The 16,812-nt window shown below is 45.4% G+C and carries 13 protein-coding genes; 10 read left to right on the top strand and 3 right to left on the bottom strand.

Annotation, left to right across the window (positions count from 1 at the left end):
- Nucleotides 1-825: 825 nt before the first annotated feature.
- Both AC0YNS_RS29505 and AC0YNS_RS29500 read right to left on the bottom strand, forming a co-directional pair.
- The gene (locus AC0YNS_RS29505; RefSeq protein WP_475784492.1) at nucleotides 826-2,655 is read right to left on the bottom strand and encodes a sensor histidine kinase; all 1,830 of its coding nucleotides are present in this window, start codon (nucleotides 2,653-2,655) and stop codon (nucleotides 826-828) included.
- Nucleotides 2,652-4,292 carry a response regulator gene (locus AC0YNS_RS29500; protein ID WP_475784491.1) on the bottom strand — a complete coding sequence of 547 codons (1,641 nt, stop codon included), beginning with the start codon at nucleotides 4,290-4,292 and terminating at the stop codon, nucleotides 2,652-2,654. Before AC0YNS_RS29500 ends, AC0YNS_RS29505 begins: the two co-directional genes overlap by 4 nt.
- Before the next feature lie 400 nt (nucleotides 4,293-4,692).
- Between AC0YNS_RS29500 and AC0YNS_RS29495 the strand changes: the two genes are divergently transcribed.
- The 5 genes from AC0YNS_RS29495 to AC0YNS_RS29475 all read left to right on the top strand — a co-directional run bounded on the left by AC0YNS_RS29495 (nucleotide 4,693) and on the right by AC0YNS_RS29475 (nucleotide 11,338).
- Nucleotides 4,693-5,655, top strand: coding sequence for an ABC transporter permease (locus AC0YNS_RS29495; RefSeq protein ID WP_475784490.1), 963 nt, complete (start codon nucleotides 4,693-4,695; stop codon nucleotides 5,653-5,655).
- Between the two features lie 19 nt (nucleotides 5,656-5,674).
- The gene (locus tag AC0YNS_RS29490; protein WP_475784489.1) at nucleotides 5,675-6,577 is read left to right on the top strand and encodes a carbohydrate ABC transporter permease; all 903 of its coding nucleotides are present in this window, start codon (nucleotides 5,675-5,677) and stop codon (nucleotides 6,575-6,577) included.
- An 81-nt stretch (nucleotides 6,578-6,658) separates the two neighbouring features.
- Nucleotides 6,659-8,524 carry a type 2 periplasmic-binding domain-containing protein gene (locus AC0YNS_RS29485; RefSeq protein WP_475784488.1) on the top strand — a complete coding sequence of 622 codons (1,866 nt, stop codon included), beginning with the start codon at nucleotides 6,659-6,661 and terminating at the stop codon, nucleotides 8,522-8,524.
- A gap of 65 nt (nucleotides 8,525-8,589) precedes the next feature.
- Nucleotides 8,590-10,011: a family 43 glycosylhydrolase gene (locus tag AC0YNS_RS29480; protein WP_475784487.1), complete on the top strand. Its 1,422-nt coding sequence runs from the start codon at nucleotides 8,590-8,592 to the stop codon at nucleotides 10,009-10,011.
- 58 nt (nucleotides 10,012-10,069) lie between these two features.
- The gene (locus tag AC0YNS_RS29475; RefSeq protein WP_475784486.1) at nucleotides 10,070-11,338 is read left to right on the top strand and encodes a DegT/DnrJ/EryC1/StrS family aminotransferase; all 1,269 of its coding nucleotides are present in this window, start codon (nucleotides 10,070-10,072) and stop codon (nucleotides 11,336-11,338) included.
- Between the two features lie 269 nt (nucleotides 11,339-11,607).
- On the opposite strand, the gene AC0YNS_RS29470 is transcribed toward AC0YNS_RS29475, so the two are convergent.
- Entirely contained in the window at nucleotides 11,608-12,066 is a 459-nt protein-coding gene (locus tag AC0YNS_RS29470) for a hypothetical protein (RefSeq protein ID WP_475784485.1), read from the bottom strand.
- Between the two features lie 235 nt (nucleotides 12,067-12,301).
- Here AC0YNS_RS29470 and AC0YNS_RS29465 point away from each other — a divergent pair, with 235 nt between their 5' ends.
- The 5 genes from AC0YNS_RS29465 (at nucleotide 12,302) to AC0YNS_RS29445 (ending at nucleotide 16,629) form a co-directional block, all read left to right on the top strand.
- Complete coding sequence (locus AC0YNS_RS29465; protein WP_475784484.1) at nucleotides 12,302-13,171, top strand: alpha/beta hydrolase fold domain-containing protein; 870 nt, start codon at nucleotides 12,302-12,304, stop codon at nucleotides 13,169-13,171.
- Nucleotides 13,172-13,480: 309 nt separating this feature from the next.
- On the top strand, nucleotides 13,481-13,894 hold the full coding sequence (locus AC0YNS_RS29460; protein ID WP_475784483.1) for an organic hydroperoxide resistance protein: 414 nt from the start codon (nucleotides 13,481-13,483) through the stop codon (nucleotides 13,892-13,894).
- A 328-nt stretch (nucleotides 13,895-14,222) separates the two neighbouring features.
- On the top strand, nucleotides 14,223-14,738 hold the full coding sequence (locus AC0YNS_RS29455) for a hypothetical protein (protein WP_475784482.1): 516 nt from the start codon (nucleotides 14,223-14,225) through the stop codon (nucleotides 14,736-14,738).
- A gap of 184 nt (nucleotides 14,739-14,922) precedes the next feature.
- Entirely contained in the window at nucleotides 14,923-15,423 is a 501-nt protein-coding gene (locus AC0YNS_RS29450) for an SMI1/KNR4 family protein (RefSeq protein WP_475784481.1), read from the top strand.
- 276 nt (nucleotides 15,424-15,699) lie between these two features.
- A complete protein-coding gene (locus tag AC0YNS_RS29445; protein WP_475784501.1) occupies nucleotides 15,700-16,629 on the top strand; it encodes a phosphotransferase in 930 nt (309 codons plus the stop codon).
- Nucleotides 16,630-16,812: the final 183 nt, after the last annotated feature.

Raw genomic sequence — 16,812 nt, 5'->3', positions numbered from 1 at the left:
CGATGTCCCAACCAGCCTCAAACATGTTTCCACAAGTAGGGGGTGAACAGTTTAGCGCACGGGGTCTAGCCCCACGGGCAGTGACGTTCTACCCCGGCTACCCGTACTAAATCTCTTAAAGACAAAAGAGGTCAACCAGTAAAAACTGGCTGACCTCATAATACGAACGGGCAGTTTAGCGCAACAAAAAACGCTCCATTTGCGTAAATTAGGAGAAATCGCACAAGAGGGGAGCGGTGGAATGAAGAAGTATCAAATAGCTTTAATCGGTGGAATCGTCTTGCTCATTGGGCAATTTATTGTTTTGTTTCTGCCTTTAGATCCGCAGACTGGTCCTGCGGGGAAGCTCACCATGGGTTAAACTGGCAGGTATTTTCGGTAATGCCGGCTACTTTGCCGCTTATCATCATTGGATTGTCCGGGTGGAAGAAAGATAAACTGAAATAGATGCACCAATATTGTTGAACTAACTGGGAACGAGAGTTTGATAAAATGTAACACGATTGAAATCCTATTTTCATCTCGGTTTAATCAAGTGTATCTATAATAAAACTCGACCCCCTTTTAAAATATATACACTTTAGACCCGCAGCCCGTTGCTGCGGGTCTCTTTTTGTTTATTGAAGTAACGGGCAGGAAAGTTTAACAAAACACGAGGGCAGCCGATCAGTAACGATCAGCTGCCTTTATTCAGCTAACGTGCGGGTTTTACTTTTGCAGGTAATAAATAAAGAGGACAATATCCACATGAGGATGCTTCCCTCCTTCCACGTGGATATAGTCCTTTACTTTCTAGTCGTATAAGTAATCAATGTATTTGCAAGCTCAAGAGTTGAACGCGGCCGGGGCTACTGCCGGAATCTCGATTGTGACTCGTGTCCCTGCGGACGGCTGGCTTCTAACGGTGACGTCGTATTGATCGCCGTAGGCAAGCTTAATCCGTTTGCGGGAATTTTCGATACCGAAGCCCTTGTACAGCTGCTTTAGCTCGGAGGAGGCGCTGGAATTTATCGTTCTAGCATCGAAGCCTAAGCCGTTATCATCAATGACGAAGAAGATGCTGCCGCCTTCGAGATAGGCTGCAATTCGCAGAAGACCTCCATTCTTCTTCGGGTTCAAACCGTGCAGGATGGAGTTCTCCACGAAAGGCTGCAAAATAAGCTTCATGCAGGTACAGTCTAATACCTGCTCGTCGATGTCCAATTCCACCTCATAATTGGCGTCATAGGTGAACTTCTGCACATTGACGTACTCCTTAATGAGCTGCAGCTCATCCTGAACCTGGATCGTTTCGTTACCTTTATTCAAGCTAAGCCGGTAGAAACGGACAAGCGAATCAATGACCCCGTTCAGATCCTTGTATTTAGGCGTGTTCACCGCCCATTTGATAGAAGACAGGGAGTTGTACAGGAAGTGGGGATTAATCTGCGCTTGGAGAATTTCCATCTCCATTGCTTTCTTCGCCATTTCTGCTTCCAGCTGTTCATCTGTCAGCTTATTGATCCGAGAGATCATCGTGTTCAGCAGTTTCCCGATATCCGCTACTTCATCATGCCCTGGCGTATTGAACGTAATATCCGTATTACCGGTATCACGGATATGCTTGATCTTATCCATCAGCTTGTCGAGGCGCTTCGTAATAAGATTCGCAAGGAGGAAGGAGGTAATGGCGACCAGCACAATCGACAACACAATCGTCAGCCGGGTAATATTGCGAATGGAAGCAATCTGATCCGTAATATAGCTCTTCGGGTAAGAGATTAGAATAGTACCATGATTAAGCGGTGTCTTCCCATATACGAGAATATGATCCTTGTCCTTGATCGTGCCGAACCTGCTGGGGCTGGACAGGACGGTGCTGACGGAGCTGTCCGCAATCGAGCCATGCCCAAAGCTTGTAATCACCTGCCGCTGCTCATCGATGTAAATCCCTGCACTATCCTCAGACAGCTTCAAATTTCCGAATACATCATCTAGCATTTTGACAGGTATATACATATCGGCAATGCCCAACAGCGAACCGTTATAGCTATTGATGCTTCTTGAGAAAGTAAGAATCTTCTCATATTGCGTGTCTGTGCTCCCCACTTTATCTCTAAAGGTGTAATAACCGAGATCGCTGTTTTGGTTGACTTTGACCATAGAAGAGGTAGGGAGCCAGGAGAACTGGATCTCATTATTCAGCAGCTTCTTGTAATTGGGATTGTCCGTAATTTCATCAATGCTGGCGATGTTTCGGTTGCCGCTCAGCAGCGATTGATTAGTCGTATAGATCATAATGTCGGCTGACGGCTGAATGAGCCGAAGATCATAGAAGGTTGGATCGATCACGTCGATATAGGCCTCGTTGAGCCCTTGAATATCCTGGCTGAAATCCGTCATCAACGCGGTTCGAAGCTGCTTGTTATTGAAGAGCGCATCGCTCTCCTTGCGGCTTAGATCCAGCTTATAATTAATATCCTCCGTGACCTGGTTCAGTTCCTTCTCCAGCGAAGATTCGGCCTCCTTAATCATGAAGCCTTCCGACTTCTGGTAGGAGTACTCGCCGACAAAGACGATCGGGATAATAATAACCGCCATATAAACGAGAGACAGCTTATAGCGCAGCTTGAGGTTAAACGTAAAATTGCGATGAAACTTCCGAATGTTAATCATCGGATGCCTCTGTCGCGGTATTCGAGCGGTGTCATGCCGCATCGTTCCTTGAATACAGTGCTGAAATATGAATTGTTCTTGTAACCGACCTTCTCGGAAATCTCGTATACCTTCAGCAGAGAGCCTCTTAGCAGCTTCTTGGCTTCCTCAATTCGGATGCCGGCGAGGTGCTCCATGAGCGTTTCACCGGTTTCCTTTCTGAAGATATAGTTCGTATAGCAAGGACTCAAGTACACCTTCGAGGCAATGCTCGATACGGATAACTCTTCAAAATAAGACTCCTCCATAAAGGCCTGGATCGTATCGATCACCTTCTTGTTTTTCTTGCGGTGTTTCGAATTGAGATGAGCGCTGACAGACTCGATCATGGATTTCAGCCAATGCTGCAGCTCAGGGATCGTGTTCAGCTGCGAGATCTTCTCGAAGACGACGAATTCATGATCAAAAAAGCTGCTTAAGCTTTCGTTCAACTCGATGAGATGAATTTGGATATAAGAAATGACGCTGATACAGACGAACTGAATGTACGGGCGGTTCATTTCATTACGGTCATGCTGAAACAACTCATCGACGAACTTGCTGATTTCGGAGCGCTCGCCGGTCTTGAGCAGATATTTCAATTCGTTCTGTATGGCGACGGCATTAAAGGTGTTGAGTTCGTTTGGACTGCTGTCGCTGTAGATGTCGGCATAATTGATCGTCTGATTGGCACCGAGATAGGACTTGAATTTAAGAGCATCGCAAGCCTCTTGATAGCGGCGTCCGATCTGTAGAACGTCCGTAGTCGGACTGCTTACACCGATTGTAAGGTCTAGTCCGAACTGGCTGTATATGCCGCTCTTTAGCTTGTCGGCGATGGCCTCAGTCGTGAAATCCTTCGCACTGTCCTCTGAATGATTCAGAATAAGAGCGAATCTAGCTTTATCCATTGCAGTGATACAGCAGCTGCTGCCGAGACCCGACTCCGTGCAAATGTTCTCGATGCACTCGGCGACCTTCATATGAAGCAGCTGCTTCGAAATTTCGGACGATTCGCCGAGCTTTCCGCTGGAGCCGTCAAGCTCTGTCATCATCACAATGAAATGCCCCGGCTTCATCCGTGCGTCAAGGAACTTGTTCTTATCCCAGACCTCGTGGCTCGATTCGAATTTGCCGAGCAGAATATCCTTATAGAATTGCTCTCGCAGGATAGGGAGGCTCTCTCTAAGACGCCTTAGCAGATCCTCTTCTTCCTTGCGCCGCTCCAGCTCGCGAATATGGATGCCGGTCACTTTGCTTACCGTAGCCAGCAGCTCTCCCGAAATTATCGGCTTAAGCACGTATCCCATCGCATCAAGGTCAATTGCGGATTTCACAAAATTAAAGTTATCGAAACAGCTGATGAAGATGACTTTAATATCGGGGAGGAAGGAACGGATCTCCTCGATCATTTTGAAGCCGTCGAATTGGGGCATGACGATATCCGTGATGATGATATCAGGACGCAACTGTTTGGCTTTCTCGATACCTTCCATACCGTTCTCCGCTTCACCGACAATGTTGATTCCGATGCTGCCCCAGTTGAAAATGTCCCGAATGCCTTCACGTTCTACAGGCTTATCGTCAACAATCAATAGTTTGAGCGCATAATGATCCATGACAGACTCCTTCATAACTTAATAGAGTTAAATAGGACTTTATAAATATTGAAGCGCTTTCCATTTTCGGGAAGCGCTTTCCCTTTTGTGCAGCTTTCCCTTCACCATGCGGAGATCAAATCTTTAATGTATTTTGACATAGGAATACAGCGGTTTTCAAGTGTTATCTCCATATTAGAGAGTAACAGATCGTGGAAGTTTCTGGTCAATATCACAATCCATCGATTTGTTATAGAATAAATTGGTCTGCTTACAAATCTTGCATTTTATCCTGAACGAGTTCAGTTGTAAACCAACATAATTCAATTTATGGTTCATTGAATCGAAGCGGTCAGCCCGCCATAATTAGACTCATCTTACAAGCAAGCGTCACGCAAAATCGTATTGGATGGTGAAGGGAATGGAACTGGCAGCCAAACCGGAAGTGAACGTCAAGCAGGTGGCGGGTGTGAAGCGAAGACAGCTTCTACGTACGATAAGGAGCCAGAAGTGGCTGTTATTGTTTGTAACGCCCGCGGTCGTGCTGACCTTCGTTTTCTCGTATTTGCCGATGTTTGGCAATATCATTGCGTTTCAGGATTTTGACATTGTAAACGGATTTTTTGGAAGCCCTTTCGTAGGCTTCAAGCACTTTAAGGAGCTCTTTCAAGACCCGCATTCTTTACTCGTTATCAAGAATACGGTCATCTTGAGTACATGCAACCTCATTTTTACTTTTCCGGCGCCGATCCTGTTAGCCTTGCTCCTGAACGAGCTGCGCAGCATGGTATTTAAACGGACGGTGCAGACCATTTCGTATCTGCCTCATTTTATTTCGTGGGTCATCATACTGGGCTTTTATAAGGAAATGACTTCGATTGACGGGGGCTTGTTCAATGAAATCAAGATGTATCTCTTCGGGGGAGAGCCTGTCATGTTTCAGGCGAATGCTGATTGGTTTCTGCCTGTAGTTGTCATCTCGAACATTTGGAAAGAGATCGGCTGGAATACGATTATCTTCCTGGCTGCACTTAGCAGCATTGACGAGCAGCTCTATGAGGCGGCGTCGATTGACGGGGCCGGCAAGCTGAAGCGGGTACTGCATATTACACTGCCGAGCATTCTGCCGACCATTATGATTCTGCTCATTCTAAGTTTGAGCCATATTTTCGGAACGAACTTCGATCAGGTGTACAACCTCATTAACGTCCATATCCAGGATAAGGTGGACGTGCTCGAAACTTACGTATTTACGGAAGGCATTGAGAAGGCCAAATTCCCGTTTGCGACTGCGGTCGGTCTGTTCCAGGGTGTAATCTCCTTCATACTCGTCGTCGTATCCAACAAGCTATCTAAGAAATTTACAGAGATTTCGATCTGGTAAAGAGAAGGGAGGGCCACCTGTGTATAATGCGATAAGCAGACCAACGTCTGAGAAGGTTTTTGATGCATTCAATGTCTGCGCCATGCTGCTGCTTTGCGCAATCACGCTCTATCCTTTTCTGAACGTGCTGGCAATTGCTCTCAATGAGGGGAATGACTCCGCGCTGGGCGGCATCACGATCTTTCCCCGCAATGTAACGTTTGAGAACTTCAAGACCGTATTCCAAAATAAAGATTTGCTTCAGGCCGGGGTAATTACGATTAGCAGGACGTTGCTCGGTACATTCCTGAGTCTATTGATCACTTCGCTGGCAGCCTATGCGCTGTCGAAGAAGAAGCTGCTCGGCAGAAGTGCTATTCTCATCTTCATGACGATACCGATGTTTATCGGCGGTACGCTCGTATCCAACTTTATCATCATGCATGAGCTTCATCTGCTTAATAGTTTCTTTGTCTATATCATCCCGGGGGCGTTCAGCTTCTTCAATATGATCATCATGCGGACGTACTTCTACACGATACCGGAGAGTCTCGAGGAATCCGCGAGGATCGATGGGGCTTCCGATGTGACAATCTTCTTCCGCATTATGCTCCCGCTGGCGATGCCGATGATTGCCGCGCTTGGCTTATTTATCGGCGTTGGCCATTGGAATGATTTTTTCACGAACCTGCTGTACATCACGAATGCGAAATTGAATACGCTTCAATTCATTCTCATGCGGATTGTCAAGTCGCAGGATATGTCGAACTTCCTGGATGAACTGAAGAACTATAAGCCGGGCTTGTCGGATTTAAGACAGGTTACACCGCAGTCGATTCGCAATGCGACGACGGTCGTCACGGTGTTCCCAATTATCGTGATCTATCCGTTCCTTCAGAAGTATTTCATTAAGGGCATGATGATTGGCGCAGTGAAAGAGTAGCTTTTGGGCAACGATCAGGCTTCCGGCATGGATGGGGAGACTGTATTGCATATATAACTCATAAGCCAGGGGGAATTCGAAGTGAGAAGTTCTGCAAAAATGGCTAGCTCGGCGGCAGCGCTTATTATGGCGGTCTCGCTGCTGTCCGGTTGCGGCGGCAATGGCAATGCCAATGGAGGCAATAATACGGCGGATCAAGGAACGAATGCGAATGGCACGGGAACAACGAACAATAGTGCATCGGCGGCAGATGGCAAATATGTTCCTGAGAAGGATTTGAATCTGAAAGTTTGGTATACCTGGGCTGACACGGCGCCGACAAAGGGCGCTACCGAAGATGTAGTAGCTCCTGAAATTCAGAAAATCACCAAAGTCAATTTCACTCCAAAAGATATCATTGTCAATAACGGCGTTACGGGCTTAGAGCGTCTTAATATGTATCTGGCAACAGGCGATCTGCCGCAAGTGATGTATGCACAAAGAAGCAGCTCCGCAGACATTATTAAGAAGCTCATTGAGGCAGAAAAAGTATGGAATTTGGATGATTATTTAGCGAAGTACGCACCGAATGTATTGAAGCGGGTAACGAAGGATGCATGGGATTCGACGAAGATCGGCGGCAAAATCTACGGCATTCCAAGCGACGTTGCAGCGAATACGACTAATGCGCCCGAGCTTAAAGGAACGACGTTCGAGAAGAACTTATCCGGTAGCGGTGCATGGCAGCTGGTCGTACGTGACGATATTTTGAAGGCTTATGATCCTGGAGCCAAATCGGTCGCTGAGCTTAGCGATGCGCTGAAGAAGAACGGCAAGCTTACATATGATGATGTGAAGGTTAATATGAAGACGCCGGACGATCTGATGAATTTCTTTCAGAAATCGAAGGACATGAACATGAAGACCGTAAACGGCAAGAGTATCATTCCGTTCGATATGTGGACGCAGGGCTGGTGGATCGGTCCATGGTCGCAGGCATGGGGTTTTGCGGGCGGCTCCGGCGGTCCGGTTTGGGATGATGAGAAGAGCTCTCTGTACTGGGCTCCGGCTACAGAGGAGTACAAGAATTACTTGAAATGGCTGCATACGGCGTATCAGAATAAGCTCATGGATCAAGAGACGTTCACAATGAGCGATGACCAGCGTACGAGCAAGCTGAACAACGGCCAATATGCCGTTACGCACTTCTGGCAGGATATCAATGCGCTCAACGATACGCTGAAAAAGAACGGGGAGAAGTTCCAGTACCGCCTCATCCAGGCACCTGCGAATACAATTGCCGACTCACCGCAATATGACTTCCAAGATCCGCGCGGTGGCAACTTTATTATGATCTCCAAAAGTGTATCCGAGGACGATCTCAAGCAGATTCTGAACTGGATCGACTTCCAATACTCAGAAGAAGGCGAGACACTGATGGCTTGGGGTCCTGAAAGCGCAGGCTTATGGGAAGAGAAGGACGGCAAGCGGAAGTTCAAGGATCCGGCGCTTGATCAGAACGCGCTGCTCGGCACGCAGACGGATAAAGACTTGGCCTACTACGGCCTCAGCGGCGGCAACGTGAATCAAATCGATCTGGGCAGACTGATTTATACGCATGATACGATCCGCGGCTATAAGTCCGTCTATGAAACTCCGAAAAATGTGGACAATCCGTACGGAGAAGAGTGGAACGCCATTACACAAGCAACGGTTCGTCCGATCAAGATGGATTTGACCGGCATGTTCATTAACCAAGTGCCGGAGTGGGGCAAGCTCACCGGTGAAGACGGCGTTATCGGCAATATGAAGAATGAGTGGGCGAAAGCGATTGTTGCAGATAACGATGCCGATTTCGAGAAGTATTACGAAGCAGGCATGAAGCGTCTGAAGGATCTGGGACTCGATAAGGCGATTACCGATTTAACAAAGCTAGTCACCGATTATCAAACAAGCGTAGGCAAATAAATCGATTATAGGCATGATAGGGGTGAACCTGCATTCACCCCTATTCTTCTTGGAGGTCTAACCACGTGAAACCAAATGCAACATACTGCAATCCGCTGCCGCTTCCTGATTATCAGAGAGGTCCGGCATCTCGGCATAAGGGGAGCAAGGACAGCAAGTGGCTCCACGATGTACACCGCGATTTTCGCGAAATGGCTGATCCATCGGTTGTCCGGTTCAAGGGCCTCTGGTATTTATTTCCTTCGTATGGTCTGATCTGGTACTCGGACGATATGCTGAACTGGCACTATCGGCCGGTGGAGCCTTTCGTAAAATCGCTTGATCTCGTTGCACCGACAGCGGTTGAGAAGGACGGCTATTTGTACATGGCTGCCTGCAGCGATGAGCTGTGGCGTACGACAGATCCGCTCGGAGCGTGGGAGCTGGTAGGTACACTCAAGGATGAGAACGGTAATCCGACAAACTGGAAGGATCCGATGCTGTTCGTGGACGATGACGGCAGCATGTATTGCTATCATGGGCTTGGCGCCGACGGCATCTATGTCGTGAAGCTGAGAGAGGACGATTATACCCGGTTTGACGGACCGAAGGTGCACTGCTTTGCATTTAACCCAAACCATGTGTGGGAGCGGTTCGGCGAAAGCAATCAAGATCCGGGCATCAGCTATATTGAAGGCTCCTGGATGACCAAGCATAATGGCCGCTACTATTTGCTGTACAGTGCGCCAGGTACAGAATATAAGCGCTATTCGCTTGGCTGCTACACGAGCGATGGGCCCATGGGACCCTTTACGTATCAAGATAACAGCCCAATTCTGCATGACAAGGGGGGGCTGATCAACGGTTCCGGTCACCATTCGATTGTGGAAGGACCCGACGGTAATCTATGGTGCTTCTATACCATTCTCGTCCGCATTGAATATAAATTCGAACGCCGCATTGCGATGGACCCGGTCGGCTTTGACGAGGAAGGCCGAATATTCATTGCCGGTCCTAGCGAAACGCCTCAGTTTGCACCAGGCGTGCAAGAGCGCCCTTGGGCGGGGAACGAAAGCGGCCTGCTGCCGCTTACCGTAAACGAATCGGTGAAGGCATCCAGCTATGCGCCAGGACATGAGCCGGTTTATGCAATCGATAACTATATTCGCACGTGGTGGGAGGCTGCGGACTCCAGCACGGCGCAGTGGATAGCCGTTGAGCTTGGACGAGAATATGAAGTCTGCTCGGCCCGCACTTTGTTTGCCGACAGAGGATTGGATTACGACGCGGGTGTTATTCCAGGTCCTTACAGGTACCGGATCGAAGGCTCACTCGACGGTGATGAATGGTTCACGTTGATCGATAAATCCGATAATACGGTCGATCAGCATATTGTGTATGATACCTGGGATCCGCAGCGTGCCCGTTATGTCCGGCTGTTCATCCTTGCTGCGCCTCGCGGCATGCGTATGGGTGTATGGGAGTTTACTGCGTTTGGCCGTCCATGATAAAAAGGTAGAAGAAGGAGCATGAAGAATATGTATAAAAAAAGGGGGGATGAGCCGAATGTTAGCAAATCACGGTGGCACACCTGTGCGGACGAAGCCTTGGGTGCCGACCTTTATTAGTACGGAACAATTCGATGAGACAGAAAAAAACTATGTGCTGAACGTGCTGGAGAAAAAGCGCGTGTTCCGTTTCTATGAGAACGGGCTAGAAGACTCAGAAGCGGCGAAGCTGGAGCAGCTTTATAGGGAGCGAACGCATTCGAGACACGCGCTAGCGGTAAACGCAGGTACGTCAGCGCTCGTAAGCGCCATTGTTGGATCCGGCATCGGTCCGGGCGATGAGGTGATCATACCGGCGTATACATACATTGCGACGGCAGCGGCGGTATTGATCGCACGGGCAGTGCCGGTCATCGTAGAGATCGACGACTCGCTGACAATGGACCCTGCTGCATTCGAAGCGGCGATCACGCCTTATACGAAAGCGGTCATCCCGGTTCATATGCGGGGAACACCTTGCCAAATGGACGAAATTATTGCGATTGCCCGCAAGCATAAGCTGCTTGTCATTGAGGATGTGGCGCAGGCAAACGGAGGCTCGTATAAAGGCCGACCGCTGGGCGGCATTGGTGACGCCGGTTGTTTCAGTTTCCAGCAATATAAGGTCGTCACTTCCGGTGAAGGCGGCATGGTTGTTACGAGCAATGCCGAGCTGCACGCCCGGGCAAGCATGTATCATGATTGCGCGGTCTCATTCTGGGGTGTCGAGCAGTCTGCAGCGGTTCAATCATTCGCAGGGGAAAATTACCGGATGAGCGAGATCCAGGCAGCGCTTGGCTTGGCTCAGTCCGGCAAGATTGATTCGGTGGTAGAACGGTTAAGGCAGGCGAAACGGAAGATTCTAGCAGGTATCCGATCGGTTGAAGGCATTGAGCTACAGCGTGTGCCGGATGCAGACGGAGACGTATCGTACAGTCTTGTGCTTTATTTGCCGGACAGCGAGAAAGCTGCCGAGTTTTCTGAACTGCTGGCCGGTGAAGGCATTCCGAACGGTACAATCCATAACAATGGCTTTGCGGACCGTCATATCTACGTGAACTGGGATTACGTGCTGGAGAAGCGTGGAGCTACGTCTCAAGATACTCCTTGGAATTGCGCGAGCTACAAAGGCAATGTGCAATATGACAAAAATATGTGTCCACGATCGCTGGAGCTGCTTGGCCGGGCGATCAGCATTGCGATTCATCAAAATATGACAAACGAAGACTGTCTGGATGCGATCGAAGCGATTAGCAAAGTGATGGCATATTTGAATGAAAGGCACTAGAGTAAATACCATTTTAGTAAATTGAAGTCGGGTGACAACTAACATATTTTTAATGTCGGTTGACAAGAAACATTATCCGAATGAAGTCCGCGTGTAAATCGCGGGCTTCTTTTGTGATGACAAAATTGAAATTTATTGGAGTTTGCGAAACACGACGTTAAGCTAACGGGCACGATAGCTGAACGAACAAGGAGCAGTTTGCCACCGGCAGCTGCTTCTTGTTTCGTTGAAGTAACGGGCAGTTATATGCAAAAATCTGCAAAGGAATATTAGTCGCAATAAGCAATTGCTTGGAATGATTCTGGTCCATACCTAACTCCTATATAGGCTGGAGGAGTCACATCAACCACTGTAAGCCAAGCGGTATAAATCAGTAGTCCAGATTCAGGATATGGGACATTGTAATCAAAAGCTGTTGCAATTAATGGTTTAATAATTAATGGTGGCGGAGAGCTAGTAATAAAAATTTCATTGTGAACTATGGTTGAATAAATGAGTAGATCTGTTGGTTGCTCTCCGCGGACAATCATTAATCGGATAAAAGCTGGAACATCAAAGCGGATTGTTGCTGAAGCATGCAAATGGACACTGAGAGCGCCAGTTGGATTAACAATATTGAGTCCTACAACTCCAATTAAATGGTATCTGGTAGCCCCCGGGAGTGCAATTTGTATGGAATTTGCATAACTAGCATTTTGCGAACCTCCTGCATCAAGAAACCTGCCCATTTTACTTTTCAGCCTCCTATAAAGTATATAAGTATCCTATTCAAATGCTAGATTTGCATACTCCGCTATGCGGAAATTTATTCTGATCCAACGGGTACGATTCCACAACTAAGAACAGGCTGCCGACAACTGGTAGCCTGTTGTGCTAACGGGCAGGATATGTAATCACTTTGTACTTTGTGAATACCTTTAAGTAAAGCATTAATGAGGCAAGGTTCGGAAGGAGACAAAGAAGATGAAAGAAACAAAGATTTTTAAACAAGTGAATAATTGTTCTATTAACGCTGACATCTATTACCAAGGGAGAAATTCGCCTGTCATTATTTACATTCATGGTGGTGGCTTAATTGCTGGAACTAGGGCTTGGATGTCTTTAGAACAAATTGAGTATTTTTGTCAGGCTGGATTTAGTGTTGTGAATATTGATCACCGACTGGCTCCTGAAACAAAATTGGAATCGATTGTAGAAGATATTAGAGATGCACTTGAATGGGCTCGAACAAAAGCAACGGAATGGTATGATTTTGATACAAATAACATTGCTCTATTTGGTAAAGCCTCTGGTGGTTATCTAAGCTTGTTAATAGGCACTATGGACATTAAACCAAAAGCGATAGTTTCTTGTTTTGGACATGATATTCTAGGGGAATGGGCGACGAAACCGAGTGAACATTTCCGCCAACAATATGAAATCGTTGATAAGCAAAGCGCCTATCAATTCATAGGGGAAAAAGAAATAACGAATGGTCAGTGGGAAGAACGGGGCAATTTATTATTTTATTGTTTTCAGCAAGGTGTTTGGGTTAATGAAGTGACAGGATTCGATCCGGCTAATGATTATAATAAATTAACACAATATAGCCCTATTCATAATATCACTGCGGAGTATCCGCCTACGTTATTTCTACATGGAGATAAAGATAAAATAACGCCATATGAGCAATCGGTGATGATGTATAAGAAGCTTCAAGAACATGGAGTATATACTGAGTTGATAACGATTGAAGGAGCGGATCATGATTTTGATCGAAATTTTCATGATCCGATGGTTCAAAGTGCATTTCAAAATGTTGTTGATTTTTTAAGAACACATTTATGCAAGTAATTCTCAGAAATGGCGCACGTCAGTTAAAAACCGAATTTACGCTTCGAGGCATTATTAATCACTAAGCTAACGGGCACGATAGTTCAACCAGCAGTTTAGGACTTTTTTTCCGGTCCAAGGCAGATGCTGGTTTTATTTATGAGGCCGTGAGATATTATTAGTCGCTGACACTTATCAACGAATTGGGTTTTACACGTTATTTTCAGTGGACACCTAAAAAGCTCCGCTTTATGTTAATTTGAAGAAGAAAAAGGGAAACATGTAATGTAGGATTAACTTTATTCGAACTTACTGGAGGAATTTAAAACAATGAAGGAGCTTTATTCGACGAGCGTCAAAGCGATAGGAGGGAGGGACGGCAGGCTGGAGTCGAGCGACGGCATGTTGATCCTTAATGTAGTACATCCGAAGGAGCTGGGAGGGCCAGGAGGGGCAACCAATCCAGAGCAGCTGTTTGCAGGCGGATACGCGGCATGCTTCGAGAGCGCGCTGAATGTAGTATGTCGAGAAAGGAAAATCAATCCAGACAGTACGGAAGTGACGGCGCACGTAATCCTTGGTAAAGATGAAACAGACCATTTTAAGCTTGCAGTCAAGCTTGACATCACCTTAGCTGGCGTGGAACGGGACGCGGCGCAGGAGCTCGTCGAAACGGCTCATGACGTGTGTCCGTACTCTAGGGCGACTCGCGGCAATATAGACGTCCAATTAAATTTAATGTAAAAAAACTCATCATTCTTCATTCAACGACAAGTTCAACTGTCGGGTGACAAGAACATTATCTCATTAATGGCCGCGAAAATCGCGGCTTTTTGTAATTATCGGATCAAGTTCTTATCAAAACCAAATGACAAAAAGTTAATCCCATTACCGAAATTGACAAGAACTTGATCTCATTCCCACGAAAAGCTTGAAGGTCGTATAAATGAAGCAGCAAGCCAGAAATGACCGACTGCACTTCGTTAAACTAACGGGCAGGTTAATGCAACCTTTGTTCAAATATGGTCGTATACATTATGTGGGTTAAATACCAGTATATGGGGTGTTCCTCTTGAAAAGGGAGTTTTTAGCCTTTTTATCTGCTATGTTGTTGTTTGTTCTTGTAGGATGCGAAAATAGTTATAGCGGGGCACTTCAAGTTGCAAAAGAGTACGCTGAAACTCAATACAGTGTAAATGATAATACTGTAATTTTTCCCAACAGTATTCAATTGAAAGTGGACAAATTGTCGCCACTAATAACCGATGATTTTATCACTGTTAGTAAGATGGAACCCGAGAGCCATGTTATTGAACTGCCACTACAAGTAGCTCAAGCGGAGCAGTCAAGTATCAAAGTTGAAAAAGTACACATTTTTCCTAGTAGGAAAGAAGATATTAAAAATGAAGCAAATAAACTTTTAAGATACGACATGACTTTAGTATTAACAAATGACAAAGAGGAATCGAAGGAGATTAAAATAAATGGTGTCTTGACTATGCAAAAAGTAAATAATGATTGGAAAGTTAGTTATGATTGGAATCGAAGTGAAAAAGATTTGGTTAAATTGGTGAATCAGTTGAGCTAACGGGACTCCTCAAAACACCTATGACGAAGCTGCCGATATATTCGGTGGCTTCATTACGTTAATGGGCAGGATAGTTTAATCACTTTGCCGAAAACTTTTAGATATGTCGAATACACAAAGTACACAAAGTACGCAAATACGCTAATCGGAAATTCTTGAAAATCTATTCAAAAGGCGTGAAAACATGAATAATCAATTTTGGGACGACTCAGATTACTACACAATATCTAATCCTGTTTCAGACGAAACAATAACTGAAGCTGAGAAAGAACTCGGCTATAAATTACCTAGTTCTTATATTGAATTAATCAGATCTAAGAATGGTGGAACACCAATCAATACATGTTTTCGCACAACAAAAGCAACTTCATGGGCGGAGGATCATATTGCAATTACAGCCATACACGGCATTGGAGAACCCTCAGGAATAGATTCAAAAGAATATGGAAGCAAATTTATGATTGAAGACTGGGGATATCCAGATATAGGTATTGTTATTTGCTCCTGTCCTTCCAGTGGTCATGACGCTGTTATGTTAGATTACTCGGAATGTGGGAAGGACGGAGAACCAAAAGTAATACACGTAGATGTTGAGTCATTAAATGGACCTAAAATCACCTTTTTAGCCAAAGATTTTGAATCATTTATAAGTTATTTAGTGAATGAAAATGAGTTCTCGATATAGTCAAGAACTTCCGATGACACCATATTCACGCTTTGATCAATTTAGCAAGGTTCATTAAGCTAACGGGCACTATAGCTCAACAGAAAACGACGGCAGCTGGTTAAGATATCGGCTGCTGTTTCTCATTGAAGTAACGTGCAGAATAGCGTAACGTAACGATAGAGAATATTATTATGTAGGAAGTTTCACTATTTTGTTTGTACCATCTGATGTTAATATTAATCAATGGATTCGATAGGTAAACAAGATTTTTGGGGGGATTTACTGGTGGCATCAATGGAATTATCTCTAGCGCATCTAGGGTCATTAGGAATACTTGTAGGAACTCCGAAAACACTTACAAGAATATATATCGGATTTAGTAATGATAATTACTTGCTCACGACCAGTCTAGGGGAATATAGACTTAGAGTACCTCAATTTTCTAATAATTTAGACCAACTGTTAGCCGAACAAATGATTTTGAAATGGGCAACAGAAAAAAGTAATATCATCGTTCCTTTACTTCATCTGTTTACACTTACTAACGGTATGCACATAAGTATATTTCCATTCATTGATGCTGCCCCTAAGTTTGACTTACATAATGAACAATTGATGTGCAGAGCAGGCAAGGCTTTAGCTGAATATCATCTCTCTGTTGAGGGCTATAAGAATAAATTGCCATTGAAGGCGTTATCCGGGTCATTCGGTCTTGAAACGGTAGACATTGGAGAATTAAGAGCCAGTATAAATGAACAATCGGTATCTGAATACCCAAGATTTTGGAATGCTGTAGAAAACCTATTGCCTCGGATGAAAAAGATCTATAAGCAATTGAATGAGGAGCCATATATTTCTCTATCTCATCTTCCGTGCCATGGAGATTATGCGCCTGCTAATCTTTTAACATTCGAAGATAAAGTAGCAGGTATTATCGATTTTGAGTGCTGTCGATGGGCGCCGAGATTATATGATTTATCCACATTTTTGCTTTCTTTGCAGGAAGGTGAGGGATATGAGGAGTTCATGTCATCTTGGTTTCTGAATGGGTACCAGTCCATAATCACTTTATCGGATATTGAACTGGAATTGATCCCAATATTTCAAAATATCCGTTCTTTGGAGTCGGCTAAAAGACATTTCAATAGGGTAATTCAAGGAGATCACCAAGTACATGCAGGTTTAGTTATATATTGGGATCGTATTACTTCACAATTGACGTGACACGTTGATTAAACTAACGGGTACTCTAGCTGAAGAAACCGCCTATTACAAAGGACTTCATTTGAGTCATATATCAACATAGAGGAGTTAACATACCTTAACAAAGTAACCCCGCTGGCGTTTACCTGGTGGGGTTTATCGTTTATTCCAGAATCCAAGCCTAACGTATTTGTAATCTGCTCT

This window comes from Paenibacillus sp. J22FR21 (genome assembly GCF_056269135.1).
Note: the sequence above shows the minus strand (reverse complement) of the source record. Positions and strands in the feature narration are given on the sequence as shown.